This is a genomic window from Afipia massiliensis (assembly GCF_001006325.2).
GTDB classification, from domain to species: domain Bacteria; phylum Pseudomonadota; class Alphaproteobacteria; order Rhizobiales; family Xanthobacteraceae; genus Afipia; species Afipia massiliensis_A.
Genome location: NZ_LBIA02000001.1, coordinates 2720132 through 2741016, shown reverse-complemented (window position 1 = coordinate 2741016; position 20885 = coordinate 2720132). Strand labels below are relative to the sequence as shown.

21 protein-coding genes and 1 tRNA gene are annotated in these 20885 nt (G+C 61.0%); 4 read left to right on the top strand and 18 right to left on the bottom strand.

What is annotated here, in order from left to right; all coding sequences use genetic code 11:
• Positions 1 to 17: 17 nt before the first annotated feature.
• Positions 18 to 1376 (bottom strand): aromatic ring-hydroxylating dioxygenase subunit alpha, encoded by a 1359-nt coding sequence (locus YH63_RS13095; RefSeq protein ID WP_046827224.1) that lies wholly within the window; start codon positions 1374 to 1376, stop codon positions 18 to 20.
• A 461-nt stretch (positions 1377 to 1837) separates the two neighbouring features.
• Between YH63_RS13095 and YH63_RS13090 the strand changes: the two genes are divergently transcribed.
• From YH63_RS13090 to YH63_RS13080, 3 genes are read left to right on the top strand one after another with little or no spacing between them, the layout of a single operon-like run.
• Positions 1838 to 2164, top strand: a complete 327-nt coding sequence (locus YH63_RS13090; protein ID WP_046827225.1) for a 2Fe-2S iron-sulfur cluster-binding protein — start codon at positions 1838 to 1840, stop codon at positions 2162 to 2164.
• Complete coding sequence (locus YH63_RS13085) at positions 2161 to 3399, top strand: NAD(P)/FAD-dependent oxidoreductase (protein ID WP_046827226.1); 1239 nt, start codon at positions 2161 to 2163, stop codon at positions 3397 to 3399. The genes YH63_RS13090 and YH63_RS13085 overlap by 4 nt, the downstream gene beginning before the upstream one ends.
• Before the next feature lie 60 nt (positions 3400 to 3459).
• Positions 3460 to 4257 carry an IclR family transcriptional regulator domain-containing protein gene (locus YH63_RS13080; protein ID WP_046829534.1) on the top strand — a complete coding sequence of 266 codons (798 nt, stop codon included), beginning with the start codon at positions 3460 to 3462 and terminating at the stop codon, positions 4255 to 4257.
• Here the strand turns inward: YH63_RS13080 and YH63_RS13075 are convergent.
• From YH63_RS13075 to YH63_RS13020, 12 genes are all read right to left on the bottom strand, one after another.
• Complete coding sequence (locus YH63_RS13075; protein WP_046827227.1) at positions 4254 to 4598, bottom strand: 5-carboxymethyl-2-hydroxymuconate Delta-isomerase; 345 nt, start codon at positions 4596 to 4598, stop codon at positions 4254 to 4256. The genes YH63_RS13080 and YH63_RS13075 overlap by 4 nt on opposite strands.
• A gap of 110 nt (positions 4599 to 4708) precedes the next feature.
• Complete coding sequence (locus YH63_RS13070) at positions 4709 to 5782, bottom strand: acyl-CoA dehydrogenase family protein (protein WP_205717114.1); 1074 nt, start codon at positions 5780 to 5782, stop codon at positions 4709 to 4711.
• Between the two features lie 4 nt (positions 5783 to 5786).
• Positions 5787 to 6962: an acyl-CoA dehydrogenase family protein gene (locus YH63_RS13065; RefSeq protein ID WP_046827229.1), complete on the bottom strand. Its 1176-nt coding sequence runs from the start codon at positions 6960 to 6962 to the stop codon at positions 5787 to 5789.
• A 6-nt stretch (positions 6963 to 6968) separates the two neighbouring features.
• Positions 6969 to 7781, bottom strand: a complete 813-nt coding sequence (locus YH63_RS13060) for an enoyl-CoA hydratase (RefSeq protein WP_046827230.1) — start codon at positions 7779 to 7781, stop codon at positions 6969 to 6971.
• Positions 7782 to 7796: 15 nt separating this feature from the next.
• The gene (locus YH63_RS13055) at positions 7797 to 8312 is read right to left on the bottom strand and encodes a nuclear transport factor 2 family protein (RefSeq protein ID WP_046829535.1); all 516 of its coding nucleotides are present in this window, start codon (positions 8310 to 8312) and stop codon (positions 7797 to 7799) included.
• Between the two features lie 10 nt (positions 8313 to 8322).
• The gene (locus tag YH63_RS13050; RefSeq protein WP_046827231.1) at positions 8323 to 9819 is read right to left on the bottom strand and encodes a class I adenylate-forming enzyme family protein; all 1497 of its coding nucleotides are present in this window, start codon (positions 9817 to 9819) and stop codon (positions 8323 to 8325) included.
• On the bottom strand, positions 9816 to 10781 hold the full coding sequence (locus YH63_RS13045; RefSeq protein ID WP_046827232.1) for a branched-chain amino acid ABC transporter permease: 966 nt from the start codon (positions 10779 to 10781) through the stop codon (positions 9816 to 9818). The genes YH63_RS13050 and YH63_RS13045 overlap by 4 nt, the downstream gene beginning before the upstream one ends.
• Positions 10781 to 11647, bottom strand: coding sequence for a branched-chain amino acid ABC transporter permease (locus tag YH63_RS13040; protein WP_046827233.1), 867 nt, complete (start codon positions 11645 to 11647; stop codon positions 10781 to 10783). Before YH63_RS13040 ends, YH63_RS13045 begins: the two co-directional genes overlap by 1 nt.
• Before the next feature lie 56 nt (positions 11648 to 11703).
• Positions 11704 to 12912: an ABC transporter substrate-binding protein gene (locus YH63_RS13035; RefSeq protein WP_046827234.1), complete on the bottom strand. Its 1209-nt coding sequence runs from the start codon at positions 12910 to 12912 to the stop codon at positions 11704 to 11706.
• A 29-nt stretch (positions 12913 to 12941) separates the two neighbouring features.
• A complete protein-coding gene (locus YH63_RS13030; protein WP_046829536.1) occupies positions 12942 to 13643 on the bottom strand; it encodes an ABC transporter ATP-binding protein in 702 nt (233 codons plus the stop codon).
• Entirely contained in the window at positions 13636 to 14385 is a 750-nt protein-coding gene (locus YH63_RS13025) for an ABC transporter ATP-binding protein (RefSeq protein ID WP_083992566.1), read from the bottom strand. The genes YH63_RS13030 and YH63_RS13025 overlap by 8 nt, the downstream gene beginning before the upstream one ends.
• A gap of 169 nt (positions 14386 to 14554) precedes the next feature.
• Positions 14555 to 15229, bottom strand: coding sequence for a TetR/AcrR family transcriptional regulator (locus YH63_RS13020; RefSeq protein ID WP_052753820.1), 675 nt, complete (start codon positions 15227 to 15229; stop codon positions 14555 to 14557).
• Between the two features lie 511 nt (positions 15230 to 15740).
• On the opposite strand from YH63_RS13020, the gene YH63_RS13015 reads away from it, so the two are divergent.
• The gene (locus YH63_RS13015; protein WP_246658053.1) at positions 15741 to 16676 is read left to right on the top strand and encodes a Bug family tripartite tricarboxylate transporter substrate binding protein; all 936 of its coding nucleotides are present in this window, start codon (positions 15741 to 15743) and stop codon (positions 16674 to 16676) included.
• 103 nt (positions 16677 to 16779) lie between these two features.
• On the opposite strand, the gene YH63_RS13010 is transcribed toward YH63_RS13015, so the two are convergent.
• The 5 genes from YH63_RS13010 to YH63_RS12990 all read right to left on the bottom strand — a co-directional run bounded on the left by YH63_RS13010 (position 16780) and on the right by YH63_RS12990 (position 20775).
• A tRNA-Lys gene (locus YH63_RS13010) sits at positions 16780 to 16855 on the bottom strand.
• A 177-nt stretch (positions 16856 to 17032) separates the two neighbouring features.
• The gene (locus YH63_RS13005) at positions 17033 to 17626 is read right to left on the bottom strand and encodes a Spy/CpxP family protein refolding chaperone (protein WP_046827238.1); all 594 of its coding nucleotides are present in this window, start codon (positions 17624 to 17626) and stop codon (positions 17033 to 17035) included.
• Positions 17627 to 17729: 103 nt separating this feature from the next.
• Positions 17730 to 19058, bottom strand: coding sequence for a TRAP transporter large permease (locus tag YH63_RS13000; RefSeq protein WP_046827239.1), 1329 nt, complete (start codon positions 19056 to 19058; stop codon positions 17730 to 17732).
• The gene (locus YH63_RS12995) at positions 19055 to 19645 is read right to left on the bottom strand and encodes a TRAP transporter small permease (RefSeq protein ID WP_046827240.1); all 591 of its coding nucleotides are present in this window, start codon (positions 19643 to 19645) and stop codon (positions 19055 to 19057) included. Before YH63_RS12995 ends, YH63_RS13000 begins: the two co-directional genes overlap by 4 nt.
• A 128-nt stretch (positions 19646 to 19773) precedes the next feature.
• Positions 19774 to 20775: a TRAP transporter substrate-binding protein gene (locus YH63_RS12990; protein ID WP_046827241.1), complete on the bottom strand. Its 1002-nt coding sequence runs from the start codon at positions 20773 to 20775 to the stop codon at positions 19774 to 19776.
• Positions 20776 to 20885 lie beyond the last annotated feature (110 nt).

Here is a 20885-nt window from a genome sequence, read left to right as displayed (position 1 = left end):
CATTGGCTCAGCAGACCTTATTCGGCCGCAGTGAGATGCGGCACCTTCGCGGCGATTTCAGTTGGGATCGGAGCAGCCCACGGTGCACCGCGCCGCCGCTTCACATCGACTTCCATCCAGTAGATTTCCCAGCCGCGCGTCGGCCCGATGCCGTCCATCGTTGCTGGCCCCTGGATGCTGCGCGCATGCGCTTCATCGAGGAACAGCAGCGGTTTGCCACCGGCTACCGCCTTCTCGATTTCCTGACGCAGCAGCCGGCGATACTGCACGATCCCCTTGTCCGACTGCCCGAGGTGTTCGCGCGTGCGGTTCTGGATCGCGCCCATCGATTCCACCGCCCACTGGTCGTGGACGTTGATGTCCAGACCCATGCCGGTATAGGTCTCGGTCGCCTGCTCGTGCGGATCGAAGCCGTAGTCGTTAGTCTTGTTGCGCCGTGATACGTAGTCCGGCAGTTCATAGAGTTCGAGCCGCTGCTCGCGCATCTTTTTCTTGTCGACCGGCTTGGTGTAGCTGGTGAAGATCGCATACCAGTAGCAATGGGTGTCATCGACCGGCACATGCCATTGCGTGATCGTCATTTCCTGGCTCATCGGAATGACGAAGCCGTGCGGGAACAACTGGTTGGTCACGCGCACGTGAGTGAGTTCGTCATCGATCTGGCGCAACGCCACCAGACGCAGGCCATACTCTGTCTTCTCGACATTGATGATCGGACGATCGTATTCGCGCAGAATTTTTGTCATCGGCATATCGCTGCCAGCCGACGCGCCGCGGAACTGCTTGCCGTAGGATTTTTCCAGATCTTCATCCTCGAAGAACCGGTGCAGGAACGAGGCGTGCGCCGGATCGATGCCGACTTCAAGCGCCTGAAGCCAGTTGCAGTCGATCAGACCCTTGAACGCGAAGGTGTAAGCATCGGGCGCGACAAAGCAGTCAATTTCGGGAAACGCAGGTGGCTCGCCCTCGCCCAGATAGGCCCACAGGATGCCGCCCTTCTCAACGACGGGATAGGCGCGCTGCTTGATGTTCTTGCACAGCGACGAGCCGACCGGCTCGGCCGGCGTTTCGAGACAGTTGCCCTGGACGTCGAACAGCCAGCCATGGAAGGCGCAGCGCAAGCCGCCGTTTTCAAGCCGCCCAAAGGCGAGGTCCGCGCCGCGATGCGGGCAATCGCGATCCATCAAGCCATAGCGGCCCTGCTCGTCGCGAAACAGGACGAAGTTTTCCCCGAGCAACTTGACCGCTCTGATCGGCCGCGGGCCTTCGAGTTCGTCAACCAGCGCCGCGGGCTGCCAGTACATCCGCATCAGTTTCCCGGCGGGATCGGCTGGACCGGTGCGGGTGATCAGATCGTTTTGCTCTTGGCTCATCATGGCTGTTTCGTCCTTCCAGTCCCGAGAGGATTATTGCCGAAATCATCGCTGGCGCTGACCAGTCGAAGTCTCGGTTCGCCGAGATGCTTCGGCGATTGAAAACCTTTCCGCCGCAACACGCGAGGCCCGGCAGAAGCAAAATCGCCGCATACGGCAACTTCCTGCACATCTGCCGCGGTTGCTCCGCGCCTTGTCAGTTCGGACGTTCGCATCGCGTTCGTTTGCCTTAGATCAATGTTCGATGTACGAACATATGTGCGATATCTGTTAGACTGACTCCAAACTGGAAATCGTGCAAGCGCAATTTGAAGGCCGCGAGCGCCTATTTATGCTGCAAATGCGAAAGTGTTACTTTAGCAGCACAACCGGAAGCACCCCTCATCAGCTTGATATGTTCGATGATCGCCCATATGTTCGTTAACTGAACTTTGCTGCCAGGCCACAACAACGGATGCAGTGATATGGCTCAGATCAGATTTATTCAGCCCGACGGCACCGAGAATGTCGTGGAGATCGCCGACAGCGGAACGAGCGTCATGCTCGCGGCGATCCGCAACGGAATTTCCGGCATCGATGCGGAATGCGGCGGCTGTCTCGATTGCGCGACGTGCCACGTCTACGTAGAAGAAGGCGCTTCAGGCCTGCTGGCTCCGCCGCAACCGGAAGAACTCGAACTGCTCGGCTCGGTTGCCGCCCCTCGCAAATCCAACAGCCGCTTGAGCTGCCAATTGAAACTCCCGCCCTCGATCACATCCCTCATCGTCCACATTCCGGAGGCACAGTCATGAGCGGGCTCGTCGTTGTCGGCGCATCGTATGCCGGGATTCAGGCAGCCCTGTCCGCACGCGACTCCGGATACGCGGAACGCATCACAGTCGTCGCCGACGACCATCTGCTGCCCTATCAGCGGCCTCCCCTGTCCAAGGACTTCCTGCTCGACAAGGTCACGCAGGACAATCTGGTCCTTCGCGACGACGCATTTTTCAAGCTGAAGCAGATTGATCTCATTCTCGAGACTCGCGTGCACGCGATCGACCGGCACGCGCGGAAGCTTTCGATCAACGGCAACACGGTGCTCGATTTCGATAAGCTGTTCATCGGCACCGGATCTCATGCGCGGCGTCTGGCCCTTCCGGGCTCAAACCTCGACGGCGTGTGCTATCTGCGCTCGATCCGTGACGCGGCGGACCTGAAGGAACGGCTGCGGCATGCAGCCGAGATTGTCGTCATCGGCGGCGGCTTCATCGGCCTCGAGGTCGCGGCGTCCGCCAGCAAGCTCGGCAAGAAAGTGACCGTCATCGAGAGCGCGCCGCGCCTGCTCGAACGTTCGGTCTCACCGCTCGTCTCGCAATTTCTGCTCGATCTGCACACCAGACACAACGTCGACGTCCGCCTCAACGACACCGTCGCAGGGATCGAAGGACAAAACGGCCGCGCGGCATTCGTGACAACGCAAGGCGGTGCGTGCCTGCGCGCAGATCTCGTTCTTGTCGGAATCGGCGGCGTGGCGAATGATCAGCTTGCGCGCGACGCGCAACTGAACTGCACCAACGGAATCGTGGTGGACGACCACGGCATGACCGACGACCCCGGCATTTTTGCCGCCGGCGACTGCGCCAATCACTACAACGCCTATGCCGGGGACTGGCTGCGTCTCGAATCGGTGCAGAACGCGCAGGATCAAGCCAAGGCAGCCGGACTGGCCATCGCCGGAAAAACCGGCCCCTATGATAGCGTGCCGCGCTTCTGGTCCGATCAGTACGACGCGAAACTGCAGACCGTGGGAATCTCGCGCAATTTCGACCGGCAGTCAGTGCGTGGATCACTGGAAAGCGGCCAGTTCTCTGTGTTCTACTACAAGCAGGACAGGCTGTGCGCGGTCGACAGCATTAATCGGGCCGGCGATCAGATGGCTGCCAGACGACTGATCGGCAGTGGAATTTCACCGTCGCCGGAGCAGGCTGCCGATCTCTCCTTCGACTTCAAATCGCTTTTGACAACGATCAACGCGGTGGGTGCATAATCCGGCGAAATATGGTCTCGTCTATCGGATCGACACATGAACCGGAAGAACTTGACCAGCATGCCCCGCGTGAAGCGCACCGCAGAGGAAGAAGAAGCCAGGCGCGACGGGGGCGAGTTCATCGAAAGCCTCGACCGCGGCCTTCGCGTGCTGCAATCGTTCGGCATCGAACACCGCCCGATGACGCTGAGCGATATCGCCAAGGCGTCCAATCTGCCGCGCGCCACTGCGCGCCGAATCCTCCTTACCCTCCAGAAGTCAGGCTTTGTCGCGGGCGACGAACGGCTGTTTTCGCTGACGCCGCGCGTGCTGGCATTGGCCTCGGCCTATCTCTCGTCCAATCAGATCGTTGCTGTCATGCAGCCGCTGATGGACGAGATTTCGACAAAGGCCCACGAGGTCTGTTCGCTTGCAATTCTGGATGGGCAGGAAGCCGTCTTTGTCGCCCGGGCCAGCCCCGCGCGGGTGTTTTCCGCCGGGATCGATATCGGCTACAGGCTGCCGGCCTATTGCACGTCAGTGGGCCGCGTTCTGCTCGGCCGTCTTTCCAATGAAGAACTGACCTCCACCATCGAGTCCATGACGTTGACCGCCCAAACGCCGGAGACGGTCACGGACAAATCCATCGTGATCGCCACCATCATCAGCGACCGGAACAAGGGCTATTCGCTGGTGGACCGCGAAGCGGAGCCCGGTTTCCGCTCGATCTCGGTCCCGATCCATCGTTATGACGGCGTAGTCGTGGCGGCGGCGAACATCGGCGCGCATGTGGATCGCATCACGACCGGCGAGATGATCGATCGCTTCCTGCCGCTGCTGAAGGATATGGCCGTCTCGGCGAAGCCGCTGCTGGTCTAGCTCTCGAGCAATCGCTTCTTGTAAGCCTGCGGATCCATATCGCGAATATCGACGCTGATGCTGTGCACGCGGGTCAAAAGACCCGTGAGGGCTTTTCTCAGTTCGGTGCTGAGATGCTCCTTCTGTTCCGGCGTCCGCCCCGCCAGAAGATAAAGCGAAAGGTGAAAGAACGATCGCTGCTCGCCGGCGACGAGATAGTCGGTAAACGGCTGCGCCCGGATCTTGAGATCCTCAGCCTTGACGACACCGGTGGACGCCGCCGAGCGATGAAGCGCCAGCATGACGTCCCGCATCGGAGGCATGTCGGGTGATGTGGAATAGTGACAGACAAGATGGGGCATGACGTTCCCTGCAATTCGGCAGAGCCGATCATGCAGCTGTGTTCGTCCGCAGTCCAGCCGCCGTCAACACTCGGCAGCACCGAACCGCCGCTTGAAAAACGACAGGTATTTTAGCCGGAATAGCATTCCGCGCAGGCATCCTCGTCGCCGAACAGCAGCGGCAAGGTCAGCAATCGGCGAAAGTAACCCCCAACCGGCGTCTCGTCGGCCATGCCGATGCCGCCGTGGAGTTGCACGCTGTCCTGCGACACCTTGAGCGCAGCACGCGCCACGGTGAAATGCGTCGCCATCACGGCCTGCCTGCGGGCGGAAACATCGTCTTCCTCGATCAGGCCGGCAGCACATTCGACCACCGATCGCGCTTCGGTCAGCGCCATGTCCATATCGACCAGCCGGTGGCGCAACACCTGGAACGCCGACAGCGGCTCGCCGAACTGATGCCGAACCTTGAGATAGTCCCGAGTCAGATCGACCAGCATCGACATTGCGCCCAGCGCCTCGGCGCAGTGCATGGTGACGAGTACATCCCTGCCCCATGCGATCAGCCGTTCGGCCTCCGCTCCACGTGCAAGTTCCGAGTCCCGCTGAATTGCTATGCCGTCGAGGCGGAGCGTCGCATAAGGCGCGCCGTCGATTCCGATCACGGACTGCTCGATCGCGACGTCGGCTTTCTGCACCAGCACGAGCGCGGGCTCGCCGTCGCCGCCCGTCGCAACCAGAATGATAAAGTCCGCTTCGGCCCCGAATGGCACCAGGCGTGCGACGCCGCTCAACGTGCCGTCGGTCAACGTGATAGCGCCGCGCTCGCTTTGCGCGATTCCAGGAATGTCCACCGCCACGGTGACGGAGCCGGAGCTGAGGCGTTCGCGAAGCTGGGCAAATCGATCAGCCGCCGGAACGCGGCTGAGCAGCGATGTCGCCGCAGCGGCCGACGAAATGAATGGCGACACCACGCCGCTGCGGCCAAGCCGCTCGGCCAGCAATGCCAGCGCCCGCGAGTCCTGCAAGCCGCCGTCGCTTTCAGGCAATGCCGCCGAAAGAATGCCCGCCTGCGCAAGCTGCTGCCACAACGGCCGCCAGCCGTCCTTGATCAGCGCCGACTCGCTGAGCAGATGGTCAAGGGCATCAACAAGGAGCCCGTGCTCCTGCTTGGGAACGAAAATGACGTTGGCGGTGTCGGACATCATGTCACCCCAGCAGGCTCTTCGCCGCGATGTTGCGCTGAATCTCGTTTGAGCCTGCGTAGATCGTGGTCTTGCGATAGTTGCAGTAGGTCGGCGCGACGTTGGCCAGTTCGGAATCGAGGGCCAGCGGCGTATTGCTTAGATCGGCAGCACGCACCGGCAATGCATTGCGGCCGAGCAGGCGCACCTGCAGCTCCAGCACATCCTGCTGCAGATGTGAGCTCAGGATTTTCAGATAGGGCGCGGGCAACCCAACCGCGTCGCCGCGCTCCTCTACGCGAAGAAAGCGCAAATTGGTCAGGTCCGCCGCAGCGATCCGCATCTCCAGCGCGGCGACGCGCGCAGCAAACAGCGGATTGTCGAGACGGGATTTCCCTTTCGTCTGCGCCAGCCGCTTCAGCCGCGCGACCTCGCGTTTGCAGAAGCCCATACCGCCGAAGTTCAGCCGCTCCTTCTCGAGCAGATACTTCGCGCAGGTCCAGCCCTGCCCTTCCTCGCCGATCCGGTTGGCGGCGGGAACGCGGACGTTGTCGAACCAGACCTCGTTGACCTCGTGTGCCCCGTCGAATGTGATGATCGGCCGCACGGTGATCCCGGGCGTCTTCATGTCGATCAACAGAAACGAGATACCGTCCTGCTTGCGCCCGCCGGATGCGGTCCGCACCAAACAGAAGATCCAGTCGGCGTCGTGGGCTTCGGTCGTCCATATCTTTTGCCCGGTGACGAGATAGTCTTCACCGTCGCGCACGGCCCGGGTCTTCAGCGATGCAAGGTCGGAGCCCGAGCCCGGCTCCGAATAACCCTGACACCAATAGTCCTCGAGCGAAGCGATCCGCGGCAGGAAACGCTGCTTCTGCGCGTCGCTGCCGAACTTCATGATCACGGGCGCGACCATCTTGAGGCCGAACGGGACGACCTCCGGCGCGCCGGCCTGCCAGGCCTCGTCCTCGAAGATATAGCGCTGGATCGGGGAGAACCCGGGACCGCCATGTTCGGCGGGCCACGTGTAGCCGCCCCATCCGCGTTCATGAAGCAACCGGCTCCATGTCACCTTGTCATCCCGGGTCGGGCGCTCGCCGCTCAGCATCCGCGCGCGCAGATCGGCCGGCAGCTTGTCGTCGAGAAACTTCCGGACAGTGAGCCGGAACGCATCTTCTTCGACGGTGAACAGACGTGCCATCGTGCCTCAGGTCCCTGAGAAATTCGGGGGGCGCTTTTCGAGGAAGCTCGCGACGCCCTCTCGGAAATCGTCGCTGCGGGCCGCAAGCTCCATTTCGCGGTTGGCGTAGATCGTCGCCTCAGCGAGGCTCTGGAACGGCACTTCGTAGAGCTGGCGCTTGATGACGCCGACCGCGCGCGGCGATGCGAAGTCGACCATGTCCTTGACATATTCCATGGTCTTGGCGCGCAGTTCCGCCGCCGGATAGAGCCGGTTCACAAGACCGATCTGCAGCGCTTCTGCGCTCGAGACCCGCCGCGCGGACATCAGCAAATCAAGCGCATTGGAGTGGCCCACGATACGCGGCAGCATCCAGCTCATCCCGTGTTCGGCGATCAGCCCGCGTCGGGAGAACGACGTCGTGAACACGGTGTTGTCGGCCGCGAAGCGAAGATCGCAATACAGCGCATGAACAAGACCGATGCCGGCAGCGGCGCCGTTCAGCATTCCGATCACAGGCTTGGAGATCGCGGGATAGAACGAATAGCGCGTCTGCCAGTCCGGGCGCCGGTTCATATCGAACGGCTTCATCCACTGGTCGCTCTTGATGTCGTTGGGATCGAGCGTCTTCAGTTCCTCCATGTCGGCGCCGGCGCAGAATGCGCGGCCGGCCCCGGTCAGGACAATGACACGCACGCCGTCATCGGTGGCTGCTGCCTCCATGGCAGTACGCACCTCGCGCTCCATGGTCGGGGTCCACGCGTTCATGCGATCCGGCCGGTTCAGCGTGATGGTCGCAATGCGCGATTCAACGTCATACAGGATGTGCTGATAGGTCATGCTACAAGGCCTCGCTCAGGATTGCGGTGGACGCTTCCGCCAGTTCGGTTGCTTCGACAGATAGGTGACGGTTTCTGCGCGCTCTTTCAGCCAGCCGGTCCAGCGGGCGAAGACCTTCGCCATTCGCGCCGGCTCTACGCCGAGCTGCTGCATCGCCACGCCGCCGTTGACGGATTCGCGATACTCCGTAATCAGACCATCGCGGATAATGAAGCGGCTCATGCCGTCGATCACGACGAAGTTGCCCTTGAACTGCGGCACCAGCGACGTGAAGCTCGACAATGACCACGCATAACCCATGCGGCCGTCGAACACCGGATCGAACATTTCCCAGCGATAGTCGTTGTCGGCATCGCGGCGGAACAGGTTCTGCAGCATGTGTGCAATATCTTTGCGTCCATAATGCGCGCCGTAGATGTAATCGTAATAGATCGCATCCTCGGTGAAACAACGCGCGAAGCGCTCGCCATCGGCCGCCTCCGCAGCCAGCGTCATTTCCTCGAGCAGCGAGGTGAATTCCTGCGTATTCATCCATCCGTCCTTATTGTGGATCGCGGCCAAGGTCCCGAAGCCGGCGGCGATCGATCTTTCCGGTTGCGTTCCGCGGCAGCGCTTCCATGAAGCGCACCTCGCGCGGCACCTTGTAACGCGCGAGCTGATCGCTGCAGCGCTGGAGCAGCGTCGCCTCCGGCACCGAGGCACCGGCGTCCAGCACGACATAGGCGACAATGCGCTCGCCGAGCCGGTCATCGGGAACGCCGATCGCCGCGACTTCGTAAACGCCTTCGACCGCGTGCGCAACTTCCTCGATCTCACGCGGATAGATGTTGTAGCCGCCGGAGATGATCATCTCCTTCTTGCGATCGACCACGAACAGGAAGCCGTCCGCATCGACGTAGCCGATGTCGCCCGAATGCAGCCAGCCGTCGCGAAAGGTCTGCGCAGTCATATCCGGCTGGCGGAAATAGCCGCGCGCGACGCCAGGTCCCGCAACGAGAATTTCGCCGCGCTCGCCGCGAGGAACGTCCCGGCCCTCGTCGTCCACGATCCGCAATTGCACGCCGAGATAAGGTTGTCCGGCCGAACCGGACTTGCGCGGCGCGCCCCACAAGCGGCACCCGGTGACGGACGGGCTCGCTTCCGTCATACCGTAGCCTTCGGAGATCGCGACGCCGAATTTGATCTCGAACTTGCGATGCACGTCTTCCGGCAGCGCCTGGCCGCCGGCGACGCAGGCCCGCCATGACGACAGGTCGAAGCCGGCGGGAATTTCCTCGCGCAGCAGCGTCCAATACATGGTCGGGACGCCCATGAAGACAGTAATCCGCTGCGAATGAATCATCGCAAGTATCGCCGCAGCATCGAAACGTTCGACCAGCGTGATCGATGCGCCCGCGAACAGGAATGCCGTGTAGAGACAGGTATGACCGAACACATGGCTCAGCGGGAGGCCGGTCAATCCGCGATCGTCCGGCGTCAACCGCAGCAGATCGAAAGCGAAGGCCTGCGCATTCCAGAAGATGTTGGCGTGCGTGAGTTCAATGCCCTTCGGCAGGCCGGTCGATCCCGATGAATAAAGGATCAGCGCGACATCGTCCGAGCCTGCACGTGGCAACGGCTGCGGATCGGCTTCATCGGATGTGAACGGCTGCGCGTCGATATCGACCACGGAACTGACGTCGCCGATGCTCTCGCGCAACTGCGCCGCCATCGCTGCGCGCGCGAACACCACGCGCGGCTCGCAATCGGTGATGATTGCGGCCAACTCAGCCGCCGCCAGCAGCGGATTGATTGGAACCGGGATTGCACCAGCCTGAAGCGTGCCTTGATAGAGCACGACCCATTCGACGCAGTTCGGCAGCACAAACATCACGCGGTCATTGGCGGCAACACCGAAATCGCGCAGCCGCATGGCGCAACCAGCCGCACGGCGATCGAGCGTGCGATAGCTCAGCGCCTGCTCGCCCACGCGCAGCGCCGGCGCGTCGGGCTGCGAGATGGCGTGATGCCGAACGAAGCTGCCGATATGTACGCTCACGGAGCCTTCTTCCCCCTGCCCGTGATCGACCTGACACCATCCACCATCGCCGGCACCAGACCACGCGGCAGGAAGATCACCACCAGGATCAGCAATAGACCATAGGCGATCAGGCGATAGATTTCAGCCACGCGCAGCGCTTCCGGCAGGATCACCGTCAGCGCACCGCCGATCAGCGGGCCGGTCAGCGTACCGCTGCCACCCAGAATGACCGCAAGAATAGCGTTGAGCGATGCATCCGCGGAGAACGGTGTCGGATTGATGAAGCCCATGTAGTGCGCGTAGATCGCGCCGCCGAAGCCTGCCAGCGACGCGCTGAAGATGAACGCGAACAGTTTGTACTTCCAGCAGGCGATGCCTGCAGCTTCAGCGAAGGTCTCATTCTGGCGGATCGCCAGCAACACCCGGCCGACCCGCGACCGCACCACAGCGGCCACAATCCACATGACGAGAACCAGCGCCGCCAGCGCAAGATAGTAAAAGGCGCGGCGCTTCTCGAATGCGATTTCAATGAAGCCGAGATTGATCGCCTCAGGCGACGGAATGCTCGGCAGACCAGGCTCTCCCTTGGTCAGCGAGATCCAGTTCACCAGCACGATGAACACCACCATATTCATCGCCAGCGTCACGATGGCGAAGTAATGGCCCTTGACCCGAAGCGACGGATAGCCCGCGATCGCCGCAGCGACCGCCGTGATGGCCGGGGCCACCAGCATCGACAGCCACACCGGAAACCCCGCGCGCATGCTCAACAACGCCGACGCATAGGCGCCGATGCCCATGAACGCGCCCTGCGCGATCGAGACATAGCCGGTATAACCCTGAATGACGTTGGCGCCCTGTGCAACGATCATGAAGATCATCGCCAGGATCGCGAGGTGGATGAAGTAGTTCACCGTCACGAACAGCGGAAAGACGATTGCGGCAGCAATGACCGCAACAATGGCAAATCGCGTCCACATCAGCGGCTGCTCCTGCGCATCAGGCCTTCAGGTCGCACCAGCAGAACAAGGATCATCAGCAGGAACGAGATCACGTCTTTATAGGCCGACGACACGAACGCCGCAGCGAATGCTTCGGACACGCCGAGCACCATGCCGCCGACGATCGCGCCGGGGATCGAGCCCAGGCCGCCGAGGATCAGCACCGCAAAGCCCTTGATGACGAGCCCGCTGCTGACGCCCGGCGCCACCGCGAACAGCGCGCCGACCAGCACGCCGGCCGCGACGCCCAGCGCGGAACTCAGCGCGAATACGAACATCGACACGGAATTGACGTTGATGCCCATCAGCACTGCCGCAAGGCGATTCTGCGCAACGGCGCGAACCGCCATGCCGATCCACGTACGCTGGATCAGAAGCGTCATACCGATGACCAGGATCGCGGCGATCACCAGCACATAGATGCGCAGCTCCGGCATGGTCACGCCGCCGATATTGATGACATTGACGAACGGCGTCGGAATGATGACCTGATCGATACCGAACGCGAGCAGATTCAGCTTTTCGATAATCAGGGTCAGTCCGAGCGCGATAATGAAGGAGTTGATCGGGGGTGCATTACGCACCGGATAGTACGCGACGCGCTCAAGAACGACGCCGAGCAGCGCGCCGACAGCCATCGCCAGAATGAATGACGGCAACAGGCCGATCCCGAGCGCGGAGATCAGGAAATAGGTCAGGTATCCGCCGAACATGGCGACGCTGCCATGTGCGAAGTGCGCGATGCCGAGAATGCCGAAGATCGTCGTCAGGCCGAGTGCGATCAGCGTGTAGATGCTGCCGACTACGAGGCCGTTGAAGATCTGCTGGATGAAATCGATGAGCATGAGCTGGTCCGATGATCAGCCCGCGGAACATTCCGCGGGCTGAATTTGGTCTGCGATCAATCCTTGACCGTCTTCAGGAAGTTCGAATAGGCCGCAGCATCCGACGGAAGCTCCTTGACGAAAGCCCAGTTGCCATTCTTCCACTGGAACGCGCCATTGGAGATGTAGGCCTGGCCCTTGTCGTCGAACATCCGGCCGTTGATCGGCAGGTACTTCAATAACGCTTCCTTCGGCACCGGCAGCGCGCGGATCGTGTCCTGAATCTTCTTCAGGTCGGTCGTGGTTTGCGCTGCCTGCAGCGCGTCTCGCAGCACATAGACCTGATCGTAGGCATAGGCCAGGTTCGGCGTCGGGTTCTCGTTGTACTTCTTCTTGTAGCGATCGGCGAAGGCGACTGCCTTCGGACCGAGGACGTCGGCATTGAACTCAATCGCCAGAAGATCCCATGCGCCGTTCATCTGCTCGGCGGTGGCAACCTTGGTGAACTGCTCGGCGCTGCCGCCGGAGAAGCCATAACGCTGAACCTTGATGCCGAGCTCGGCAGCCTGACGGTGGCTGAAGGCAACCTGCTCGACATAGCCCGACACGAACAGCGCATCCGGATTGAGGCCACGCAGCTTGGTCAGCTGGGCGGTCATGTCACGGTCCTGACCGCCGAAGGTTTCGATCGCAACGACCTTGCCGCCCGCTTCCTCGAATGCCTTGACCAGCGCATCGCGGTACTGGGTGAACAGCGCCACGTCGCGCACGGCGAGAACGCCAAGAGTCTTCACGCCCTGCTGGGCGATGAACTTGCCCGCGGCTGCGCCGGTGTAGTCACCGGGCGGACGGGTACGGAACACGTTCTTGTTGCCGATCGAGGTGATCGAGCGCGCACCTGCGGTGCCGACCAGCACGATGACGTCTTCACGGCCGATGAACGATGCCATCGCGCCGCCCGAGGCGGAGCAGCAATAGCCGAGGATGAACTTGACGTCGTCGCGGTCGATCAGCTTGCGTGCGACGTTGGTGGCTTCGGTCGAGTCCGCCTTGTCGTCATACTCGATGGTCTTGATCTTGTAGTTGTCCGCGCCCACCTTGATGCCGCCGGCGCCGTTGATCTCCTCGATCGCAAGATCGATCGCCTTCTTCTGCGGCACGCCGTAGACGGCGCCGCCGCCGGTCAGCGCATCGCTGTAACCGATTGTCAGCGTCTTTTCGGCGGCGAATGCGCCGGGCGCTCCGATCAGCGCTGCGGACAGCACCGCTCCCAACAATTTCTTCATAAGAATCTCCTCCTGTGAGTTTTCTTGCTTCAAAAACCGAGATAGGCGTTCTGGACGTCCTTGTTGCCCGAGAGCTCGGCCGATGACCCTTCAAGCACGATCAGTCCCGCCTCGATCACGTAGCCGCGGTCGGCAACGCGAAGCGCCATCGAAACCGACTGCTCGACCAGCAGAATGGTGACGCCCCGCGCCTTGATCGCCAGCAGCGTCTGTTCGATTTCATCGACCACGCGTGGCGCGATGCCGAGCGAGGGCTCATCGAAAATGCAGAGTTTCGGGCGCGCCATCAGCGCACGCGCGATCGCCACCATTTCCTGCTCGCCGCCCGACAGCGTTCCGGCATTCTGCCCGGCGCGCTCGCGCAAGCGTGGAAACAGCGTCATCATCTCATCGAGGTCGTTCTTGATCGCGCTACGCCGGCGCGTATAGGCGCCGAGCTGCAGGTTCTCCATCACGGTCATTTCCGGAAAGACCTGACGGCCTTCCGGACACATCGAAATGCCGAGTCCTGCAATCGTGTGGCCAGGCAAGCCCGCCGTGGAGCGGCCATCGAACATGATCGAGCCGCCGATTGGCGACATCAGCCCGCAGACGGTCTTCAGAATGGTGGATTTGCCGGCGCCGTTCGGGCCAATCAGCGCGACGCATTCGCCCTGGCGCACATTGAAGGACACACCATGCACGACCTCGACCTGGCCGTAAGCAATACGCAGATCGGAGACTTCAAGCATGATCGCGATGCCCAAGATAGGCGTCGATGACCGCCTGATTGTTACGGATTTCAGCTGGAGTGCCCTCGGCAATCTTCTGGCCGAAGTTCAGCACGACGATGCGGTCGCAGACCTCCATGATCAGCCCCATGTGATGTTCGATCACCAGCACGCTGATGCCGTGTGACGGCAGAGAGCGGATGATGCCTGCCAAGGCGCGGCGCTCGCTGGCGACCATGCCCGCCGCTGGCTCGTCGAGCAGAATGACCTTGGGCTTTGATGCCAGCGCCACAGCGATCATCAGCAGGCGCTGCTCGGCCGCCGACAGCGTCGAAGCGATCTGATCCCGGCGCTCCGCAAGGCCGACCAATGCAAGCGAGCGCTCGGCATGGGTGACCAGTTCGAGATTTTCGCGTTTGGCCGAAGCTGTGCGCAGAACGGACTTCGCCGGGCCCTGCTTGAACAGGGTGTGACACCCGAGCATCACATTTTCGAGCGCGGTATCTTCAGGGAATATCTGCGTGCTCTGGAAGGTGCGCGACAGGCCTTTGACCACAGCCGCATCAATCGGCTTGCCGGTCAGCAGTTCATCGTCGAGCCAAACTTCGCCTGCGCTGACAGGCAGAGTGCCGGAGAGAAGATTGACGCAGGTCGATTTGCCGGAGCCGTTTGGCCCGATCAGCCCGACGACCTGTCCGCGATCCATCGCGAACGACACATCGCGCAACGCCTGCACGCCGCCGAAGCGCTTCGAGAGTCCCACTGCCCGTAACAACTGACGGGAGCTGCTTGCCCCTGCCGGGCTCGTTCCATCTCGTACTTGGTCCGCCACAACGTCCTGCCATACCCGGCGGGCTCTTCATTGGCTCGCCTCAACTTCGGGTACGACTAATCGACTGCAGAGTCGAAAGTCAACAGGGTGGACCCGTTGACTAGGTTTTCCGCACTGACATTGTTGCCATCAACGGCAATCGCGGCAGTAATTGGCTACCCTCGATCGTGACTCCGGGCGCCGCAAGGCCGCGGCAGACAAAGCCTGCGACCCCCTCGCCGACATCCGCCTCGCTCCAGGAGCCACCGGGCCGGTACCATTTGGTGACCCAGTTGACCGCGCCGAGCACGTTGAAGACCACGAACCGCGGTTCCCCGGGAAGGATCGTGCCGTCCTGCTGCCCCTCCAGCACCATCGAGATCAGAGCGCCCTCGAAGCGATCACGCTCATGCACGACGGTCGAAAGCTGGACCGGGGAAAGCGATTTTTCCTCAAGAATAATAACGCTATAGCTCTGCTCGCCGATCATTGATCGAACATAGGCTGACGTCGTCCGCCGGAGTCGCTCGATGCCGGTGACGCCCTCGTCCCGGCACACCGTGGACAGCGCCTGCTCGGCGGCCGCCATGTGGCACTGATACAGAAGATCCCGCTTGGTTTTGACATAGTGATAGAGGGTCGGCTTGCTGATCCCCAAGCCCTCGGCGATCTCGTCGAGCGAGGTCCCGTGATAGCCATTGCGGCGAAAGGCCTTTGCCGCCTCACGGTACAGCGCGTCCTTCCGGAGATTCTTGAGTTCCGTTGCGCTGGCAACGGCGTTATTCCAGCGAGCCACGACGGCCTCCTTTGGCAGAGTGTATGGCTACCCGACTTCAGAGTCGGTTTCCACTATCAATGTCGCAGCCGCCTCTCGCGGATGGGCCCGCACGCCGGATCCCATTGCATCAGAGGTTCTCTTGCCGCATCGGCTGACGCGATGACTGTCGCATCCGGCGCAAGCGACGCAGCATTCGCTCGTCATTGAGCGAACAGAACGATTTTCCAAATCCGAGATCGGCGCGAGATGAATGAACCAAGCGTCCATATCGTTTCGCAATAGCATTTCATTGCAACGCCTGCGTTCTGACGCCATCTTTTATGCAACAGCCAACGCCCTCGTCGTCGCTGGCAACATCGAGAATAGCAGGCAAACCGTCGCCACAACCCACACCACGTCGCGGAATGGATTCGATTCATTCCGCGCGAACGCGTGACCGTGGCAACTCGTCGACAAACCATCAAGGAATTATACGATGCGTTCCTTCAGGATCTTCAACTTCATTTCGGCATCTCTCGCAGCGGTCGGCTTGCTCGTCAGCGTCAGCACCGCATCGTTCGCCGATACGTGGCCAAGCCGAACGATCAAATTCATCGTGCCGTTTCCGGCGGGCGGTGCCGCTGACACCATCGCGCGGATCTATGCCGACAAGCTCAGCGAAGCGCTCAAACAATCCATTGTGGTCGAGAACAAGCCAGGCGCTGGCACAGCCATCGCAGCGGAATTCGTCGCCAAGGCCGATCCGGACGGTTACACGCTCTCGCTTGCTTCGGCTGGGCAGCTCACGATCCTGCCGCACATCAACAGGTCCATCACTTACGACCCCTTCAAAAGCTTCGCTCCTGTTTCGCTTCTAGCGTCGGTCCCTTATGTGGTCGCGGCCAGCCCTGATACACCCGTATCGACTCTCAAGGAGCTGATCGCTGCCGCAAAGAGCGAGCCGGGCAAATTTACGTACTCGTCGTGCGGCCCCGGCACGCTCTGCCACCTGAGCGGTGAACTCTTCAAAAACCTGACCGGGACAGACCTGCTGCATGTGCCGTTCAAAGGCAGCGCGCCAGCCATCAACGCACTGCTCGGCAGCCAGGTGAACCTTGCCTTCGACACCCTGACCGTCCTCGCGCCTCAAATCAGAGACGGCAAGATCAAGGGACTGGTCGTTACCAGCCGCGAACGGTCGCCCCAACTTCCCAACGTCCCTACGGCCGCCGAAGCTGGTTTGCCGGGCCTGGTCGTCGACTCCTGGTTTGGCCTCGTGGCTCCCGCAGCAACGCCGACAGCCATTCTCCAGCGACTGAACGCCGAAGTGATCCGCATCGGGAATCTCCCTGACGTGCGGGAACGCCTTGGCGCGCAGGGCCTGAGCGTCACGACGACAACGCCGGAAGCATTCACTCAGACGATCCACGCGGACTATGAGCGTTGGGGCAAGGTGGTGGATAGCTCCGGCGCCAAAATCAATTGAGACGCGCCGCGCCCCCGGAAGCTCGAACAGAGACAGAACTGCTGAACGAGCTGCAGAATGCGGCTCGTTCTCACCAATCCAAAACCATCATGTTTGGTTTGTTTGGTGGGCGCACCAGGGCTCGAACCTGGGACCCGCTGATTAAGAGTCAGCTGCTCTACCAACTGAGCTATGCGCCCGGATCCAACCGGATGTCCGTTGAGGACGGCGTCGTTTAGCAAAGCGAACCGGCCATGTCCAGCAAGGTTCGCGGGTTTTCCCTGCGCTGGACAACGCTAGATTCGAGCAGTTCCGGACAGCAAAAAACCGCCGGATTTCCGGCGGTTTTGTCGTCCCTCATGGTCTGGGCGGGGACCTCAGAGGCGCTCGGAGTCCCCTGCGCCACGGTCCCGGCCAGGGCCGCGATCCCGGTCGAATCGGTCGCCGTCCAGACCGCGCTCGAAGCTCCGTCCGCGCCAGCCGTGATGCCCGCCCATGCGGGTCAGCATCGTCAGCCGCCGCTTCTGGCCGTCATCGAGGCTCTTGTAGAGCGGATCGGCGGCGTCGGCGATCTTCTTCAGGCCAGCGGCGGTCTCCGCCATCCTGTCGGCCCGGTCGCGCAGCCGCACCATCGGGTCGCGGGCCTGATCGGCCGTTGCCGGCTTGCCGTCCTGAGAGCCCTTCTGATCCCGTGCCGCGCGCCGCGCATCGCGCTCGCTGGCGCGCGCATTGGCCATCGCAATCCGCTGCTTGGCGAAATCGCGCACCGCCGCCTCGACCGGCGGCCACATCTTTTCCTGCTCCGGCGTGAGCTTCAGGCCGGCCTTCACAGCCGCGATCTTCGCATCGACGAATGCCGCGCGGTCTTCCGTGCTCATGCGATGATGGTGGTGGTGGCGGTGCTCCGCATAGACGGCGGTCGAGCCGATGATGGCGACTGCCGCAACGCTCGCGAGAATAACTTTCTTCATGGGGCATCTCCGGATGAACTCTCCCGAAGATGACAGCAACAGGCCCGCTTTCAACTTAAGCTTTGGACACCTAGGTGAACGCCCATTAATGCAGTCGGCAGCGCTAACGCAACATTCCCAGAGTGCGCGGCAACCACAGCGAAATCTCTGGAATGTACGTGATCATGACGAGAAAGATGAGGAGCGTGATCAGCCAGGGCAAGACAGCGATCGAAAGCTCGGTGATACCCATTTTGGCGATACCAGATGCCACATAAAGGTTGAGCCCCACCGGTGGATGGCACATGCCGATTTCCATGTTGACGACAATAATGATGCCAAAATGCACGGGATCGATCCCGAGTTTGACCGCAATTGGAAAGAGAATCGGGGCCATGATCAGAACGATAGACGACGGCTCCATCACGTTGCCGGCCAGAAGAAGAAGCAGGTTCACGAGGAGCAGGAATGCAATCCAGTTGATGCCGCTTCCCGTAATCCACGCAGCCATCGTCTGCGGAATCTGCTCGCTCGTCATCAGGAACGAGAACAGGACCGCATTGGTCACGATGTAGAGGATCATCGCGCTCATGTTGGCGGACGCGAGCAGGACCTTGGGCACACTCTTCCAGGTGAGATCCTTGTAGATGAACATCTCGATCAAAAAGGCATAAACCGCGCTCATCGCGGCAGCCTCGGTCGGCGTGAACCAGCCCAGATAGATGCCGCCCAGAACGACGACGATCAGGAAAATGCCCCAGGACGAGTCCACGAATGCGCGCCAGCGCTCACCCCAGGTTGCTTTCGGGATTCTCGGATAATTGTTTTTCCATGCGCGATACCAGGTCGTGGCGGACAACATGACCGCAAGAATAATCCCCGGCACCATTCCGGCCATAAACAACTGGCCTACCGACGCCGAGGACACACGCTCGCCATTCGGACCGAAGTAGACCGCTCCGCTGGTCGATACGGCGTAGATCACCATGATGATCGAAGGCGGAATGAGATTCCCCAACGCGCCTCCGGTGACGATAATCCCGGCGCCGAAGCGCTTCGGATAGCCGACCGCAAGCATTGCAGGCAGCATGATCGATCCGATCGCGACCACCGTCGCGGGAGACGATCCCGACACGGCCGAAAATAATGCAGCGGCCATCGTCCCGGCGATACCCAATCCACCGGCCCAGTGGCCTATCATGGTTCTTGCAAACTCGATCATGCGCCTTGCGACGCCGCCATGAGTGAGAAAATTGCCAGCAAGAATAAAGAACGGGATCGCCATGATCTCGAACTTCTCGATCCCGGTGAACAGCTTCAGCGCAACCGACTCGATCGGTACGCTGGTCAGGAAGAACAGGAACGACAGCACTGTGAGGCCAAGTGCGATCGAGATCGGCATCCCAGTCAACATGAGCGCAATCAGCAATCCGAAGATGATCAGGCTGCTCATTGGCGAACACCCAGCGTCGCGCCACCGGTGGCCTTCACTTCAAGCGCCTCGAGGCCTTCCACTTCGCTTTCATCGTGATGCGGCAGTTCGCCGGTGTGCCAGAAGCTGTACGCGACCTGCAGGAAGCGAAAACACATCAGGTATGAGCCGAGAGGCACGCAGAGATAAACGATCCAGCTCGGAATTTCGAGATCGGGCGATGTCTGATCGGTCTGCGCCAAACCCAGCACGAACTTCAAGCCCATCGTTCCCACGACGAACGTGAAGAAGGCGCCACCGAAAAGCCCGAACAGGATGGTGGCCTTCTTGTAGGCCGGCTTGAGCATCAGGACCAACACGTCGACGCCGACATGGATGCCTGTGCGAACGCCATAGGCCGCACCGAACTTTGCCATCCACACGAACATGTAGATGCACAGTTCCTGCGCCCATGAGAAGTGAATCTGGATCAAATACGGATACAGAAACGAGACGCCCGTTCCGTAGCGATGGACAACGGCCAGGAAGATGACGATCGTCGCCGCTGCGATGAGCGTCGCGATCAGGATTTCCTCGAAACGATCGAGGATGCGCAGAAATAATTTCAAGGCTTGCCCCTACCCGCACCAGCCGCATTTTTTCGCGTTCTGGTCTTCAGCCGACGCCCCGTATCGTCCCGGCAGATGAAAATGGACCGGCGTCCCGGATCATTTTCATCTCGCCGTAACGACCCGTCCTAGTTGGTCTTGGCGTTGGCTTCCTTCTGAAACGCCTCGATCAGGTCCTTACCGACCCGCGACGCCATGTCGGTCGTCACCGGCTCGAGGGTCTTCATCCATTCAGCGCGCTCGGCAGGCGTTGGTTCGTGGAACGTCGTGGTGCCGGCCTTTTTCATCGCCACTATCGCATCGTCGTTCTCTTGCTGCGCGATCGCGTTGGAGAACTCGGTCGCCTCCGCCATGGCCTTTTCGACCTGCGGCTTCACGTCGGCGGGCAATCCGTCCCAGAACTTCTTGTTCACGATCACCACATAGCCGATGTAGCCGTGGTTCGAGACCGTGATGTGCTTCTGAACCTCGTGCATTTTCTGGGTATAGACATTCGACGGCACATTCTCGTTGCCGTCGACTACGCCTGATTGCATCGCCTGATAGACTTCGGAGAAAGCCATGACCTGCGGAATGGCGCCGAGCGCGCGCATCTGCGCTTCCAGCACCTTGGACGACTGGATCCGCATCTTCAGCCCGCGAAAGTCGGCGACCTTATGCATCGGCTTGTTCGCCGTCATGATCTTGAAGCCGTTGTCCCAGTAAGCGAGACCTGTGATGCCCTTCGGCTCCAGCTTGGCCAGAAGGCTTTTTCCGATCGGCCCCTTGGTGATGCGGCCCAGCGCGGCCTTGTCCGGCAGAATGTACGGAAGATCGAAGACCTCGAACTCCTTTACGCCGAGCGGCCCGAACTTGGCAAGCGACGGAGCAAGCATCTGCACCGCGCCGAGCTGAAGCGCTTCGACCTCTTCCTTGTCCTTGTAGAGCTGAGAGTTCGGGTAGACCTCAACCTTCACCTTGCCGTTGGTGTATTTTTCGGCGAGTTCCTTGAATTTATCCGCGCCCTGCCCCTTTGGCGTATTGGGCGTGACGACGTGGCTGAACTTGATGACGATCGGGGCCTGCGCCGAAGCAGGGCCAACGAGCGCAAGGGCCGCGATCGACGCCGCAGCGAGAACAAGTTTTTTCATGTTTCCTCCCGAAGAATTGTTGAGTTGTTGGGAGCTTGCGGCATGGCCGCGACCCCGGAGTCCATAAAGACGGGATCATTGCAGACACCCGCGGTCAAGGCCATTGCTGT

What these genes read in the sequence shown, in the direction of transcription:
- YH63_RS13095 (WP_046827224.1), bottom strand. Translation starts at nt 1,376, where the DNA reads ATGATGAGCCAAGAGCAAAACGATCTGATCACCCGCACCGGTCCAGCC.
- YH63_RS13090 (WP_046827225.1), top strand. Translation starts at nt 1,838, where the DNA reads ATGGCTCAGATCAGATTTATTCAGCCCGACGGCACCGAGAATGTCGTG.
- YH63_RS13085 (WP_046827226.1), top strand. Translation starts at nt 2,161, where the DNA reads ATGAGCGGGCTCGTCGTTGTCGGCGCATCGTATGCCGGGATTCAGGCA.
- YH63_RS13080 (WP_046829534.1), top strand. Translation starts at nt 3,460, where the DNA reads ATGCCCCGCGTGAAGCGCACCGCAGAGGAAGAAGAAGCCAGGCGCGAC.
- YH63_RS13075 (WP_046827227.1), bottom strand. Translation starts at nt 4,598, where the DNA reads ATGCCCCATCTTGTCTGTCACTATTCCACATCACCCGACATGCCTCCG.
- YH63_RS13070 (WP_205717114.1), bottom strand. Translation starts at nt 5,782, where the DNA reads ATGTCCGACACCGCCAACGTCATTTTCGTTCCCAAGCAGGAGCACGGG.
- YH63_RS13065 (WP_046827229.1), bottom strand. Translation starts at nt 6,962, where the DNA reads ATGGCACGTCTGTTCACCGTCGAAGAAGATGCGTTCCGGCTCACTGTC.
- YH63_RS13060 (WP_046827230.1), bottom strand. Translation starts at nt 7,781, where the DNA reads ATGACCTATCAGCACATCCTGTATGACGTTGAATCGCGCATTGCGACC.
- YH63_RS13055 (WP_046829535.1), bottom strand. Translation starts at nt 8,312, where the DNA reads ATGAATACGCAGGAATTCACCTCGCTGCTCGAGGAAATGACGCTGGCT.
- YH63_RS13045 (WP_046827232.1), bottom strand. Translation starts at nt 10,781, where the DNA reads ATGTGGACGCGATTTGCCATTGTTGCGGTCATTGCTGCCGCAATCGTC.
- YH63_RS13040 (WP_046827233.1), bottom strand. Translation starts at nt 11,647, where the DNA reads ATGCTCATCGATTTCATCCAGCAGATCTTCAACGGCCTCGTAGTCGGC.
- YH63_RS13035 (WP_046827234.1), bottom strand. Translation starts at nt 12,912, where the DNA reads ATGAAGAAATTGTTGGGAGCGGTGCTGTCCGCAGCGCTGATCGGAGCG.
- YH63_RS13030 (WP_046829536.1), bottom strand. Translation starts at nt 13,643, where the DNA reads ATGCTTGAAGTCTCCGATCTGCGTATTGCTTACGGCCAGGTCGAGGTC.
- YH63_RS13005 (WP_046827238.1), bottom strand. Translation starts at nt 17,626, where the DNA reads ATGAAGAAAGTTATTCTCGCGAGCGTTGCGGCAGTCGCCATCATCGGC.
- YH63_RS13000 (WP_046827239.1), bottom strand. Translation starts at nt 19,058, where the DNA reads ATGAGCAGCCTGATCATCTTCGGATTGCTGATTGCGCTCATGTTGACT.
- YH63_RS12990 (WP_046827241.1), bottom strand. Translation starts at nt 20,775, where the DNA reads ATGAAAAAACTTGTTCTCGCTGCGGCGTCGATCGCGGCCCTTGCGCTC.